This window comes from Mesorhizobium sp. WSM3862 (genome assembly GCF_002294985.1).
Classification (GTDB): domain Bacteria; phylum Pseudomonadota; class Alphaproteobacteria; order Rhizobiales; family Rhizobiaceae; genus Mesorhizobium.
On the sequence record NZ_NSGE01000002.1, the window covers coordinates 533,005 to 546,651 of the forward strand.

Below are 13,647 nucleotides of genomic sequence, written 5' to 3' on the forward strand. Positions count from 1 at the left end.
GCGTGCTTCGATATATTGTCTGGCGCCTTGCCGTAATGGTTCCAACGCTGCTGATCATATCGGCGCTTGTGTTCACGATCATCGAACTTCCCCCAGGCGACTATTTCGACAGCTATGTTGCCGAGCTTCGGGCTCAGGGCGAGGCGGTGGATTCCGACCGCATCGAGATGATGCGGAAGGACTATGGTTTCGACAAGCCGCCGGTCATTCGCTACTTCTACTGGGTCGGCGGGATGCTGCACGGCGATTTCGGCTATTCCTTCGAATATGAGCTGCCGGTTCGCGACGTGATCGGGGACCGAATGTGGCTGACCGTGCTGGTTTCCTTCGTCACGATCCTCTTCACCTGGCTCATCGCCTTTCCGATCGGCATGTACTCGGCCACGCATCAATACAGCTGGGGCGACTACGGCCTGACTTTCTTCGGCCTTCTCGGCCTTGCCATCCCGAACTTCATGCTGGCGCTGATCCTGATGTATTTCGCCAATATCTGGTTCGGCACGTCCGTCGGCCATCTCATGGACCAGCAATATCTCGGCGAGCCGATGAGCTGGGCCAAGGCGAAGTCGATCCTCGCCCATCTCTGGATCCCGGTCTTGATCATCGGCACCGGGGGCACGGCAAGCATGATCCGGCGGCTGCGCGCCAATCTGCTCGATGAGCTTCACAAGCAATATGTCGTGACGGCGCGCGCCAAGGGCCTTCATCCCTTCAGGACCCTGGTCAAATACCCGCTGCGCATGGCGCTCAATTTCTTCATTTCGGACATCGGCTCTATCCTGCCGGCCATCATTTCCGGTGCCGAAATCACGGCGATCGTCCTGTCTTTGGAAACGACCGGGCCGATGCTGATCAAGGCGCTGCAAAGCCAGGACATGTATCTGGCAGGGTCGTTCCTGATGTTCCTCGCCTTCCTGACGGTCATCGGCGTGCTGATTTCCGATCTGGCGCTGGCACTGCTCGATCCACGAATTCGTTTGCAGGGCGGCAGTACCAAATGAACACGCAATCGCCACTTCCCGCTCCGGGTGCTCCGCTGCAACACTATGTTTCCATCGCGCCCTTTGACCTGCAGTCGGTCGAGGCAATGACGCCGGAGCAGTCGAAGGTCTTTCAGGCGTCGCAGTTGCGGCTGATGTGGTGGAAATTTCGACGCCACCGGCTTGCTCTTGTATCCGGCATATTCCTGGCGGTGCTCTATTTCGCGATACTGATCTGCGAGTTCCTGGCGCCCTACAATCTGCACACGCGCAACATGGACTACATCTATGCGCCGCCGCAGCGGGTGCACCTGTTCCACAACGGCCAGTTCGTCGGGCCGTTCGTCTACGGCCGCCAAATGACGCTGGATATGGACACGCTGAAGCGGAACTACATCGACAAACAGGATGATGTTCAGCGGATCCGTTTCTTCTGCGAGGGCGACAGCTACCGGTTCTGGGGCCTGATCGAAGGTCACAGGCATTTTGTCTGCCCTGCCGAAAACGGCCAGCTCTTTCTGGCCGGCACTGACAGGTTGGGGCGCGATGTGCTCTCGCGCATCATCTATGGTGCACGCATTTCACTGACGATCGGCCTCGTCGGCATCAGTTTCAGCTTCCTGCTCGGTATAGTCATCGGCGGACTGGCCGGCTATCACGGCGGCATCTTCGATCTGATCGTTCAACGGATAATCGAAGTTCTGCAATCGATCCCCAGCATTCCGCTATGGCTGGCTCTGGCAGCGATCATGCCGATAACCTGGAGTCCGATCCTGATCTATTTCGGCATCACCGTCATCCTCGGGCTGCTCGACTGGACCGGATTGGCGCGGGCCGTGCGTTCAAAGCTTTTAGCGTTGCGCGAGGAGGATTACGTTCTGGCCGCGCAATTGATGGGCGCCAGCAGCGGCCGCATTATCCGGCGGCACCTCATTCCGGGCTTCATGTCGCATCTGATCGCGACGGCGACGATCTCCATACCCGGCATGATCCTGGGCGAGACGGCGCTGAGCTTCCTCGGGCTCGGCCTGCGGGCGCCGATAACCAGTTGGGGCATCCTGCTCACCGAGGCGCGCAGCGTCAGCGTGATCGCGTTTTATCCATGGCTACTTTTGCCGATCCTCCCCGTCATTCTCGTCATTCTGGCGTTCAATTTCCTGGGCGACGGCTTGCGGGACGCGGCGGACCCCTACAAATGACATCGCCAGTCCGCCGCGCTTCAAGGCGCAGACTCCGCCCGGTTCGTCGGGGGCCTGTTCTGTTGCTGTGTTGACCGTTCGCCTCTATATGCGGCGACGCCGGATCGGGCTAACACGTTGCTCTCGGGCTTCATCCTGGTCGCAGGCATTGCCGGTCTCTTGAGCTGGTTCAGGACACACAAACGCATATGAGTCGCCTCGAAAGTTTCATCCGCAGGCTGACCGCACAGCGCGACATTCTCGATCAAGTCTGCGCGGAGGTGGCGAAGATCGAGGGTCCCATCCTTGAGCTCGGCCTCGGCAATGGCCGGACGTTCCACCATCTGCGCGAGCGTCTGCCCGGCCGACGGATCGTTGCGTTCGACCGCGCACTTGCCGCACACGCCAGCTCAATTCCCGAAGCCGAAAACCTCGTTCTCGGCGAAATCCGCGAGACGGCGAGCAGGTTCATCGGCATCGACGCCGCTCTTGTTCATGCCGACATCGGCACCGGCTATGAAGATCGCGATGCAGTGACCTCTACCTGGCTCCCCGAACTGACCGCGCGCCTGCTTCGCGTCGGAGGCATTGCGGTCAGCGGCACGCCGCTCGATCACCCGCAGTTGCAACGCCTTCCACTGCCGCCTTCGGTACCCGCCGATCGCTATTTTGTCTGCAGGCGCGTCTGAGGTCCGCAACGGCCCAAGTCTTCAGGGGATCGTGTATACCGCTATCTCCCTCTCGATGCCGCGCAGCGAGACCTCGTGTGGCACGGGCGTCAGCGCGTTCCTGTGCAACAGATCGGCGGTGAGATTGTCGTCGACCACCGCGCGCGTGGCGAAGATCGCCTGTGCGTTGGCAAGGTTCTGAACCCGCGAAGCAATGTTGACCGTCTGGCCGAAATAGTCCTGTCGCTCGTTCATAGACACGGCAATGCACGGGCCGGCATGGACTCCGATCTTGAGCAGCAGATCCTCGCGCCCGCTCTTCTCATTGAGCGCACGCATGGCATCGCGCATCCTCAGGGCCGCGGCAATCGCACGATCCGGCGTCGCGAAGGTCGCCATCACCGCATCGCCGATCGTCTTCACCACCGCGCCTGCCTCCGACGCAACGATCTCGTGCAGGACCTGAAAATGCACGCGCACGAGATCGAAGGCTGAAAGATCGCCCACCCGCTCGTAAAGCTCGGTCGATCCGCGCAGGTCGGTGAACAGGAAGGTGAGGCTAGTGATCTTCAGGCGCTGGTTGATGTCGAGCGTATCGGTGCGATAGAGATCGCGGAAGGTCTGGTTGGTGAGCAGGCGCTTGGCTGTCAGGAACGGCCGGCGTTTGCCCAGGAGATCATGCAATTCCTGGCCGGCGATGAAGACCGTCGGCAGCACGCGGGTGTCGGTCCTGTTTTCCAGCGAAATGCGCAACGGGCCGGGTTGCATCTCCAGCGTCTGGTTCTGGATATGCTCGCGGTCGAAGACCAATGAGAGGCTTCGGCGCTCTCTTGTCGGTTCGCCCTTGACGTCGATGAACTGCACTGAATGGGTGACCGGCTCGAAGACGATGATGAATTCGGACGGAAGCTGTACGGGCAGAACAGCCTTTTCACCGGGCGCAAGCTCGATATCCTCCAGCGAGAACGCTTCCATCGTCTTGGCGAAATCCTCTTCCGGCAGGTCGACGCCGGACGCCCAGTAGATCTGGCGGAAATATTCCACCAACGGCAGTTCGTGTGGATTGTGGGCGGCAATCTTGCGCACGCGAGGACTGACCGTGAATGTCACCTCGACCATCTCGTCGAGGGTCGGTGAATAGCCTTCGGAACACAGCGCGCAGGTATATTCGTCCTTCTGCAGGGTTTTCAGCGTGGCGTTGCTGTCGAGCACGCCGCCACAGCCGGGGCATAGAACATTCCAGGAAATGTCGAAGAGGCCCACGCGCGCCGCATGCAGAAAGGCGCCTATGGCGCGATCCTCGTCGAGGCCATGCTTGCTGGCGAAGGCTAGAGCATTGATGCGGCAAAGCTCGCGGTCCTTGCCCTCCGCGATGGTTCGCTTGATCGCATCGATTGCCCGCGGATCGACATCGGTCGATTGCCGCAGAAGCGAGAACAGATCCTGAGCTTCGTTCATCGTGCAGGCTCCGGAAGAAGTGCGCCGCCGAAACGTGTTGACCGGACCGGTCTTGGTCCGAATGCGCCATTTTACTTCGAAACCGACCCTACGGCCATTCGAATAGACAAGCCGGGCGATAGCTCAAGTCCATTTGGCGGATTTTCGCCGGCCGCAACCGGCACTATGATGATCCATGGCCATTTATCTATGCGGGCTCCCCGATGCCGACATCCGACAATCCGCCGCTTCCGGCCACCCTGCGCCTCTTCTCCTTGGTGGTCATTATCGTCCTGGCCGTAGGCGCCGGCCTGTTTTTCGCGCCCCTGCTCGTCAAGCCGCGCTGGCCGTGGGCCGTCACCCCGTTCAATGCCCGCTTCCTTGGTGGCTTCTACACCGCCGAAATGGTCGTGATGGGGGCGCTGCTGTTCTGGAATCGCTGGTCGCCTGGCAGGCTGGTGCTCGTCATGGCGCTCATCTTCACCGTCATCGTGTCGGTGGCGTCGTTCATCAATCTCGGCTATTTCAACTTCGGGCGCAAAGCGCCCTGGCTCTGGTTTCTGGTCTATCTTGGTTCGGTCGCGGTATCCGGGCTGTTCTTGTGGCGGGCCAGGGCCCGTCCTTCTGCAAAAGGCGTGACCTTACAGCCCGCATGGCGCGGCTACATGCCGGTGGAATCGGCAGTCCTTGGACTCTATGGCGTCGGCCTGTTGCTGTTCCCCCTGACATTCGGCAGCTTCTGGCCATGGCCGGTCGATGGCTTCCACGCTCAGGTCTACAGCGCCATCTTCCTCGCGGGGGCGGGCGGCATATATGTCGTCTGGAGAAGCGCGCCGCGCGAGGAACTGCTGGTGCTGGGCTTGGCGCAGTTGCTGGTTGGCCTGCTTGCCATTGTTGGACTCGTCATCACCGACGCTGCCGTGCACCGGATCGACTGGGCGGCGATCGGGACATTGTGCTGGCTTGCCCTTTTCGCCTGGATCGGCATCAGCGGCGTCTTCAAACTTTTCGCCGCCACTCGGTATTTTAGCTCGCAATCGGCATCATAGGTTCTAGAGACGGCTGGATTTTCAGGTGACGTAGGGTGCATCGTACCGTGCCGATTGCCATCGCCGGGAACGTTATGACCAGCACAACCTCGCCATCCTCCGAGAAAATCCAGCCGCAGCTCCGATCCGTTCGGCTAAGCGATGCGGAGGCGCTTTGCGCCATCTTCAACATGCCGGGCTTCCGCTGGGGCACGCTCAGGATGCCTTTCGAGATGGTGGAGCAGGTGGAGCGGCGCATCGCCAAGTCCGGCCAGGAAACCACCTGGATCGTTGCGGAGGTGGAGGGCAAGGTCGTCGGCCATGGCAGCCTGGTCGTGCACGGTTCGCCGCGCCGTTCGCATATCGGTGAGATCAATATCGGTCTTGACGATGCCTTTGTCGGCAAAGGCATCGGCTCTGCCATACTTGGCGCGCTGCTCGACGTGGCCGACAACTGGCGCGCTCTGAAGCGGGTCGAATTGACCGTCTATGCCGACAACGAACCGGCCATGCGCCTCTACAAAAGCCATGGCTTCGAGGTCGAAGGTCGGCATGTGAAGGCCGGTTTTACCGAGGGCCAGTACCACGACCTCCTCAGCATGGCCCGGCTGCGATTCTGAAATCCGCTGTTCGGTCATAACTGTTTAGCCGATCTACAAATCAAGCCGAGTTGGCGAACTGGTGGTTGCCGATGGAGAACTCTGTAGGATAATTTCATCTCACACCGTTCTGATCGAGTTGACGATCCATGTGTGGGCCGGCATCCAGGAAGTCTGGTCTCCCTTGGCGTTTGCACCGCGAGCCGCCAGACGGGACAGATGACCGCCGTGGCTGACCCAATCCCTACGCCTCCAGTGGAAATTCTGGCTGTGCTGTCGCTGCTCTGCCCGGAGGTTGTGCGTGACATCGAGCAGAACTGGAACGCACCGGTTTCCGATTATGCCCGCCATCTGTGGCGGCCGGTGGCAAGGCCTGCATCGGACCCGGCGATCGCTGCCCGCTCGATCCTGCGCGACGTGCTGCATCGGCGTCTTGGTGCGATCATGCAGCCTGAAGAGGTCGGCAAGGCCCTCGAAGCGTTCGAGCACAGGCCGGTGATTCAGTCCGGCCTGCACTGTCTGCTTCTGATGGACCGGATCACCTTCGACGCCCTGCTCCTTGCCTGGCTCGGCGCGGTCGAAAGCGGGCTCTCGGCCTTCTTCTGCTTCATGGGAACGACGATGACCATGGAGACAATCGGCCGGGAGGGGCCCGGATGGCTCGATGTCGGCGACGACAAGGTCAACCTGTTTGGCATGGGACGCCACAAGCTGTGCCGCAAAAGCGCCTGCGCGGCCGGTCCCGTCTTCCTCAACAAACGCGCGCTCGAAGCGGTGGGTGATGAAACGGATGCCAGCCGCTGGCTGGGCACACTGCTTGCCAGCCGGGACAAGATGTTTGCAACCGCGGCCGACGCGGTGACAACCCTCAACGGGGATCTGGTCGCCAATTGGGACTGTTCCGGCATGGCCAAGCCGGTTTTCATCGATGATCGGCTGGCCGCGGCCGCCATGGCTCGGCATCTGGAATATGACGGCAGCCTTCTTTCCAAGCTGCTCTTTGAGCCCGCGAGGCGCAAGCGTCTCGAACGTGCCCTGCAAGAGACCGCATCGAGACCATTTGGCAGATTCCTGCCCAATGCCACAGCCTATTTCTGGGGCATCCGCGACGAGCGCGTGCGCAAGCTCGTCCTCGAGAACGGACACCTGATCGAGCCCGACAGGCCGCATGGTCTTTCCATCCCGTTCGAGCGAACGCATCTCAAGCAGGCGCTACTGGAAGGCGTGCTGCTGCCGAACTTGTTCCTCACGTTCCTCGTGCTCGCCATATTGCCGCGCGTGCGGGTTGTGGGCGGCCTGAGACAGATTGGCTATGTGGCGCTTTTCCACTCGATCCTGCTGGCCGCGCTTGACGAGAACGCGCCGGAAGAGCGCGATCTGGCTCAGGAGCTGCAGGTTCGGGAAAATGCCTGGGGCGTGCGGGTCATCGATGAAAAGATCTCGGTCCGCGAGCAGCTTGCCGGCCTGCCGCAAGGGGCGCTCTTCGCGGATCTGCTGCGGCAGTATCGCTTGCAAACATTTGCCGAGACGACCGACGACCTGAAACTGGTTCGAGAAGACGCCCGATGGCGCAAGGTCGGCCAGGCAGAGATCAAGGCGACCTGAGGTTCGCATCAGGTTTTATTCGCGGAGAGTCCATCGCGATCGGCCGCAGTTCAAGGCCTGCCTGACATGGCCTCACCTGTTATTGCACGATACCTGCCTTGCGGAGCCCGTCCACGATGAGTTCGAAATCGGCAGGGTTCTTGTAGGGCAAGACCTTGCGTCGGTAGTCCAGCGAATAGTCGGGATTGACGCGAAGCACCTCCTGCCATGCCCCGCGGGCCTCGGCGAAACGGCCCAGATGGCCGTAGCTGGCGGCCAGAAGCGCGCGCGAGACATCGGTGACAGCGTTGCGAGCCAGCCGCTGCAGCAAGAGGTCAACGGCCTCTTCGTACCTTCCGAGTTGAAACGATGCCAAAGCCTGGAAATGCAGAAGCACATCCGGAAAGTATGGATTCAAGGTCTTGCCCCGGGCGTAACTCTCGAGCGCCTCTTCGGATCTGCCCGAATAGTGCAGCGCCTCGCCGAGGATCACGTGCCCTTCGGCGAAGTTCGGGTTGAGAGCTATCGCGTGCTCGGCCTCGTCGATGGCCTCATCGTGCCGTCGTGTATACAGCTTCACGATAGCCAGCGCCCAGTGGGCCCAGGGATCGCTGTCATCCAGCGTCACCGCTCGCGTTGCAGCCTCTTCCGCTTGCGCCATCGATTCCGGCGGCGACGCACTCCACCTGTTCAGGTAATCGAGCCCGTGCGTGAGGGCGAGGAAGGCGTGGGCAGAGGCAAACTTCGGGTCCAGTTCGATCGCACGTTGCAAGAGGTCGCGGGCTGCGACGTTCGTCTCCTTCGTCAGCCGGTGCCACAGCTCCCGGCCCCGCAGGAAATAGTCATACGCCTGCGTGTTGCGCGCATACTCGGGCGCCAGCCGCTGACGGTCGCCTTCGGTGAGATTGAGCGCCAACGCTCCGACGATCTGCTGCGTCACGTCGTCCTGCACGGCGAATATATCGGTCAGGTCGCGATCGAACCGCTCCGCCCAAAGATGGCCGCCCGAGGTTGCATCGATGAGCTGCGCGGTGATGCGCACCCTGTTCCCCGACTTGCGTACGCTGCCCTCGAGTACATGCCGCACGCCGAGCTTCGAGCCCACCTCCTGCACATGGACGTTCTGGCCCTTGAAGGTGAACGACGAATTGCGTGCGATGACGAAGAGCTGCGACAGTTTGGACAGCGCCGTGATGATGTCCTCAGAAATGCCGTCGGCGAAGTAATCCTGTTCGGCGTCACCGCTCATGTTGGCGAACGGCAGGACGGCGATCGACAGTTTCGGCGGCGCTGCCGTCGCGGGCCGGCTCGCCGCGGTTTCCGGGGTCGCGGCCGCCTTGGTCCCGGCGCTGCCGACTTGCAGCGAATAGACCCGGATCGGCTCGGCGATGTTCTTGAGTTGTGTGCTGCCGAGATCGCTGACCGAGAGGTCGAGCCGCGCCTTGACCTGGCGATAGGCATCCTCGGACAGGCAGATGGCGCCGGGCGCCGCGACGCCCTCTAAACGCGAGGCGATGTTGACGCCGTCGCCCATCAGGTCGCCGTCGCTCTCTTCGACCACATCGCCCAGATGGATGCCGATCCTGAACTCGATGCGGCGGTCCTGCGGCACGCCGGCATTGCGCTCGACCATGCCGTTCTGAACCTCGATGGCGCAGCGCACGGCATCCACCACGCTGCGGAACTCGACCAGCGCTCCATCCCCGGTGCGCTTGATCACCCGCCCGTTGTGCACTGCGATGATTGGATCAATCAGGTCGCTGCGCAGTGCCCGCAACCTCGCCAAAGTACGATCTTCGTCCGCGCTCGCGAGCCGGCTGTATCCAACCACATCTGCAGCCAGGATTGCGGCCAGCTTCCGGTTTTCGCTCATGGGCACGTGTCCTCGGCTTCATAATAGCAGGAAGGCGGAGGGTAAGAGGGAATTTTCGTGGACGACGGCTACCGAGCCGCCGCGAGCCGGCAGCGCTCTGCCACCGGGCCTGGACCGATCGCTCGGTGCCCCATTTGCGCTGCCGCTTGCTGGCCGACGACTATCGGTTCATTCTTGTCTGAATACCCCGGCCGTGAAGTGCGTGGCGGATCACGCCGTCATGGCTTCAGTGAGGTCTTGCTCGATGGACTGCTCGGGCTGCGGTTTCGAGGTCGAGGGCGGTTTCGCTTTCTGTCCGAAGTGTGGCAGGCGCCAGCCCGTGCCATGCGCCAGCTGCGGCTACCTGTGCGCACCCGATTTCGAGTTCTGTCCGAAATGTGGGGCAAGCGTCGGTGCGACGGCAAAAGCCGTCGAACGGCCTGCTCCGACACCAAGCCGGACCATTGTGCCGCCTTCTCGAACTCCGTCGCTGCTCGCGAACATCGAAAGCGAGGATGATGGGTTGCATCCCGTCTCCGAAGCCGATCGCAGGACGGTGACGGTCCTGTTCGCCGACCTTTGCGGCTTCACGACACTCAGCGAGCAGCTCGACCCCGAGGTGATGCAAGCGCTGCAGAACCAACTGTTCAAGGAATTGACGGCAGCCGTGCGAAACTTTGGCGGTTTCGTCGACAAATTCATCGGCGATGCATTGCTTGCCTTGTTCGGTGCGCCGGTCGCGCATGAGGACGATCCGGAACGTGCGCTTCGCGCCGCTCTCGACATGATGGCCCGGACGACGCGGCTCGGCGAAAGCGCTCCCCACTCCGGCTCGCCTCTGTTGCTCCACATCGGCATAAACACTGGTCCGGTCGTTACTGGCGGATTGGGCATCGGCACCGCCAAATCTTATTCGGTGACTGGCGATACCGTGAATACGGCGCAACGCTTGCAATCGCTGGCCGCACCGGGTGAGGTTCTGGTAGGCGAACTAACTCACAGGCTGACCCGGCATGCCTTCTCTTTCGAGCCGCTGGGCGATGTTGTGCTTCGCGGAAAAGCAGGCAGTGTGCTCGTCCATCGACTGGACGCACCGCTTGCGTTGCCGCGTGCAGCGCGTGGGCTCGAGGCGCTCGGCCTCAGCGCGCCGATCATAGGTCGTGGTGCGGAGCTCCATAGAATGCTGGCCAGCCTTGACCAGGCGTGCGGCGGCTCGGCCCAACTTGTTCGCCTCGTCGGAGAAGCCGGTATTGGGAAATCGAGGCTGGTGAAGGAATTCGTCGCCCGCGTCGGCGACGAGGATCGTTTTCGCAACGTCGCCGTGCGGCAGGCCACATGCTCACCGCTGGGCGAACAATCCTTTGGCGCCTTGGGCGCAGTGGTGCGCAGCGCTGCCGGGATGATGCAAAGCGATACTGGGGATGAAATGCGGGCGAAGCTCGGAGGCTTGCTGACCGACCTCGGCCTGCAGGGCGAGGAGGCGAAGCGGCTGATGCCTTTGCTCTACCATGTGCTTGGCCTTGGCGACCCCGATGCCACCTTGCAGCATGTCGAGCCCGAGCAGCTGCGGCGGCAAATCCTCTACGCAGTCCGCACGATCATCGAAAGGCGGCTTGCCTTGTCGCCGCTGTTGATTGTCGTCGAAGATCTGCACTGGGCCGACGCCGTGTCGCTCGAGGCGCTGCGTTTCGTGATGGACAGGTTGGAACGCACGCGGTTGATGTTGCTGGTCACGCATCGTCCGGCGCCGGACAACGACCAGCTCGACTCAAGTCGGGTCAGTCACACAGCGCTCAGGCTTTCGCCGCTCAACACTGATGACGGACGCGGGCTGCTGGCGGCGCTGTTCGGTGAGAGCTGGGTAAAGTCCGCAGGCAGGCTTGTCGACCAGATCCTCGAGCGAGCCGGCGGCAACCCGCTTTTTATAGAGGAGATCGTTCGCGGCCTGATCGATCGCGGTGTGCTGATGCGCGAGGGCCAGCGATGGCGGACTGCGGCAGGCGAAGTCGCAACCGGCATTCCCGCCACTATCCAGGCAATGCTGCTTGCCCGGGTCGACCGGCTGCCCCAGGAGGTGCGCCGGTTGGCCCAGGAAGCCGCGGTGATCGGCCCGCGCTTCGATGCCACACTTTTGAAAGCCGTGACAGCCGAACCCGGCCGCTTGGAAGCCGGCTGCGAACTGCTTTGCGATGCCGAAATCATCGAGGAAGTCGCCGGATCAGGCTCGATCTCGACGCCAAGCTACCGCTTTACGCAAACGTTGCTGCAGGACGTGATCTACCAGAATCTGCTGTTGCAACGCCGGACCGATATCCACGGGCGGGTCGGTGCCGCCTTGGAGCAGCTGTGTGGCGACAAGCCGGAACGGCTCGAGGATTTGACCGTGCTCGGTCATCATTTCGCGCAGAGCGCGGAGCGGGAGAAAGGCGCGCATTACTTGCAGGCGGCGGGCGATCGCGCTCGCATGATATACGCCAACGACGACGCCCTTCGTTTCTACGAGCGAGCGTTGACTGCGTTGAGCGCGATCGGGCAAACGCCGCTCAAACTGGCAATCGCGGAGCGCATTGCCGATTTGAGCGGCCCGGTAGGCCGCCGCGAGGTCGCGCACCAACACTACGAAACGGTGCTGCAGGCATATCGCGAGTCAGGCAATCGCGTCGCGTCGGCACGAGTTTTGCGCAAGATCGGTCGGCTGCTCTGGGACGTCGGCAAGCGGGACAACGCAGAATCCCGCTATGCGGAAGCCGCAGCGCTGCTCGAAGGAGCGGATGCCCCGATCGAGCAGGCGCAGCTGTGGCAAGAACGTGGCCGACAGGCGTTCCGTAGCGGAGATCACGCTCGCGCAGCAAAATGGGCAGACGCGGCGCTGGATGGCGTACGCGCTCTGACAGCGGAGCATGTCTCCGAGGAAGGGCGTGACGCCACTCTTGTGACCGCCGAGGCGCTCAATACCAAGGCTGTCGCGCTGGCTCGCCTTGGGCGAAATCTTGAAGCGGTGCGCCAGATCGAGCGTAGCATTGAATTGGCCGAAGCCGCCGGCCTGCTGGGCGCGGCCTGCCGCGGCTACACCAATCTCGGCGTGCTTTACACGACCATCGATCCGGCACAGGCCATAAAGGTCTGTCGGCGCGGTCTTGAAGTGGCGCGCCATATTGGTGATTTGGGTTTTCAGGCGCGCCTCCTCGCGAACCTGGCGGTTGCTTGTTGTACTTTCACGGATCGCTGCCCAACGGAGGGCGTGCCTGCTGCCGAGAAGGCCATCGAGATCGACCGGGCACTCGACCAGCGCGAGCATCTGCCGGTGCCGTTGATCGTGCTTGCGCAGATCCACCAGTGCAACGGTCGTCCGGAACTGGCGGTTGGCTTGTTCCACGAAGCACTGGACGTAGCGCGCGAAACGAGTGAACCCCAACTGCTGTTTCCGTGCTATGATGGTCTGGCAACGCTTAATCTCGACCTCGACAATCTGGCCGAGGCCGAACGCTACTTTTCCCTGGCGCAGGGTGTATGCGCCCAGCACGGGCTAGACCCGGAAGCGCTTGTGGTGCTGCCTTTTCTCGACTAGCCGGGTGGGAGGTTGAACAATGTCCGCGCGTATTGACTTGGTACCGCTTCAACCGGGCGATCGTGCGCCGAACGTGGTGCTCGACGCCATTACCCAGGAAGGCAAGATCGCGCTTGACGACTTCCGCGGACAAAAACCAGTGCTGGTTGGCCTGTTTCGAGGTCTGCATTGTGCGTTTTGCCGGCGCCATATCGCCGCCCAGGCGCGGCTTGATCCGGAACTGCGCGAAAAGGGAGTGGAAAGCCTGACGGTGGTCAACACGCCGATCGAACGGGCGCGCCTCTATTTCCGCTACCACCCGATGCCGAATCTGCTTGCGGCTTCCGACCCTGAACGCGCTTCGCATCGTGCTTTTGGACTGCCCAATCTCGAATTCACCCAAGACGACACGAACTGGCCGTACAAGGTCTCGATGGCAGCGGCAAAGGATATGCGGGTCGACATACCAGGCGAGTTGCCCGCTCCCATGGATCCTTTTGCGGCCAGCGAATTCCTCGACAAGAAGGACCACTACGAAGTGACCGAGGCCGACCAGCAGATGATGGCAACGGGACACGGACAACTGATCGGTCAATTCCTGCTGGACCGGCAGGGGGTGGTCCGCTGGAGCTTCACGGAGGTTCCAGAGGGTGGGCGATACATGTTTGGGGCGCCGAACCCGCAGGAGCTGATGTCAGCCGTGTCCCAGGTCGTTCAATAGACTTGCGAACAAGGTAGTCGGGCGGGACACCGATAAAAAAGCAGAACCCGGTT

Annotated in this window: 10 protein-coding genes; 8 read left to right on the forward strand and 2 right to left on the reverse strand. The window is 61.8% G+C overall.

The features are described 5' to 3' along the window. Positions 1-2: 2 nt before the first annotated feature. The 3 genes from CK224_RS06830 to CK224_RS06840 all read left to right on the forward strand — a co-directional run bounded on the left by CK224_RS06830 (position 3) and on the right by CK224_RS06840 (position 2,847). Complete coding sequence (locus CK224_RS06830; RefSeq protein WP_066994096.1) at positions 3-1,001, forward strand: ABC transporter permease; 999 nt, start codon at positions 3-5, stop codon at positions 999-1,001. Further along, positions 998-2,179: an ABC transporter permease gene (locus CK224_RS06835; protein WP_095781219.1), complete on the forward strand. Its 1,182-nt coding sequence runs from the start codon at positions 998-1,000 to the stop codon at positions 2,177-2,179. Before CK224_RS06830 ends, CK224_RS06835 begins: the two co-directional genes overlap by 4 nt. Before the next feature lie 188 nt (positions 2,180-2,367). Then, positions 2,368-2,847, forward strand: coding sequence for a class I SAM-dependent methyltransferase (locus CK224_RS06840; protein WP_095781220.1), 480 nt, complete (start codon positions 2,368-2,370; stop codon positions 2,845-2,847). 21 nt (positions 2,848-2,868) lie between these two features. Here CK224_RS06840 and CK224_RS06845 read toward each other — a convergent pair whose 3' ends face one another. Beyond that, the gene (locus CK224_RS06845; protein ID WP_095781221.1) at positions 2,869-4,284 is read right to left on the reverse strand and encodes an adenylate/guanylate cyclase domain-containing protein; all 1,416 of its coding nucleotides are present in this window, start codon (positions 4,282-4,284) and stop codon (positions 2,869-2,871) included. 203 nt (positions 4,285-4,487) lie between these two features. Between CK224_RS06845 and CK224_RS06850 the strand changes: the two genes are divergently transcribed. From CK224_RS06850 to CK224_RS06860, 3 genes are all read left to right on the forward strand, one after another. Then, the gene (locus CK224_RS06850) at positions 4,488-5,312 is read left to right on the forward strand and encodes a hypothetical protein (RefSeq protein WP_095781222.1); all 825 of its coding nucleotides are present in this window, start codon (positions 4,488-4,490) and stop codon (positions 5,310-5,312) included. A gap of 74 nt (positions 5,313-5,386) precedes the next feature. Beyond that, entirely contained in the window at positions 5,387-5,911 is a 525-nt protein-coding gene (locus CK224_RS06855; RefSeq protein WP_095781223.1) for a GNAT family N-acetyltransferase, read from the forward strand. A gap of 198 nt (positions 5,912-6,109) precedes the next feature. Continuing rightward, entirely contained in the window at positions 6,110-7,495 is a 1,386-nt protein-coding gene (locus CK224_RS06860; protein ID WP_095781224.1) for a hypothetical protein, read from the forward strand. Between the two features lie 79 nt (positions 7,496-7,574). Here CK224_RS06860 and CK224_RS06865 read toward each other — a convergent pair whose 3' ends face one another. Beyond that, positions 7,575-9,347: an adenylate/guanylate cyclase domain-containing protein gene (locus CK224_RS06865; protein ID WP_095781225.1), complete on the reverse strand. Its 1,773-nt coding sequence runs from the start codon at positions 9,345-9,347 to the stop codon at positions 7,575-7,577. A 244-nt stretch (positions 9,348-9,591) separates the two neighbouring features. Between CK224_RS06865 and CK224_RS06870 the strand changes: the two genes are divergently transcribed. Together CK224_RS06870 and CK224_RS06875 are read left to right on the forward strand one after the other, a co-directional pair. After that, positions 9,592-12,894 (forward strand): adenylate/guanylate cyclase domain-containing protein, encoded by a 3,303-nt coding sequence (locus tag CK224_RS06870; protein WP_176477867.1) that lies wholly within the window; start codon positions 9,592-9,594, stop codon positions 12,892-12,894. Between the two features lie 19 nt (positions 12,895-12,913). Continuing rightward, positions 12,914-13,594: a redoxin domain-containing protein gene (locus CK224_RS06875; protein ID WP_066994127.1), complete on the forward strand. Its 681-nt coding sequence runs from the start codon at positions 12,914-12,916 to the stop codon at positions 13,592-13,594. Positions 13,595-13,647 lie beyond the last annotated feature (53 nt).

Bases quoted from the DNA above. Each gene is read 5' to 3' on its own strand.
- CK224_RS06835 (WP_095781219.1), top strand. From the start codon at position 998: ATGAACACGCAATCGCCACTTCCCGCTCCGGGTGCTCCGCTGCAACAC.
- CK224_RS06840 (WP_095781220.1), top strand. From the start codon at position 2,368: ATGAGTCGCCTCGAAAGTTTCATCCGCAGGCTGACCGCACAGCGCGAC.
- CK224_RS06845 (WP_095781221.1), bottom strand. From the start codon at position 4,284: ATGAACGAAGCTCAGGATCTGTTCTCGCTTCTGCGGCAATCGACCGAT.
- CK224_RS06850 (WP_095781222.1), top strand. From the start codon at position 4,488: ATGCCGACATCCGACAATCCGCCGCTTCCGGCCACCCTGCGCCTCTTC.
- CK224_RS06855 (WP_095781223.1), top strand. From the start codon at position 5,387: ATGACCAGCACAACCTCGCCATCCTCCGAGAAAATCCAGCCGCAGCTC.
- CK224_RS06860 (WP_095781224.1), top strand. From the start codon at position 6,110: ATGACCGCCGTGGCTGACCCAATCCCTACGCCTCCAGTGGAAATTCTG.
- CK224_RS06865 (WP_095781225.1), bottom strand. From the start codon at position 9,347: ATGAGCGAAAACCGGAAGCTGGCCGCAATCCTGGCTGCAGATGTGGTT.
- CK224_RS06870 (WP_176477867.1), top strand. From the start codon at position 9,592: ATGGACTGCTCGGGCTGCGGTTTCGAGGTCGAGGGCGGTTTCGCTTTC.
- CK224_RS06875 (WP_066994127.1), top strand. From the start codon at position 12,914: ATGTCCGCGCGTATTGACTTGGTACCGCTTCAACCGGGCGATCGTGCG.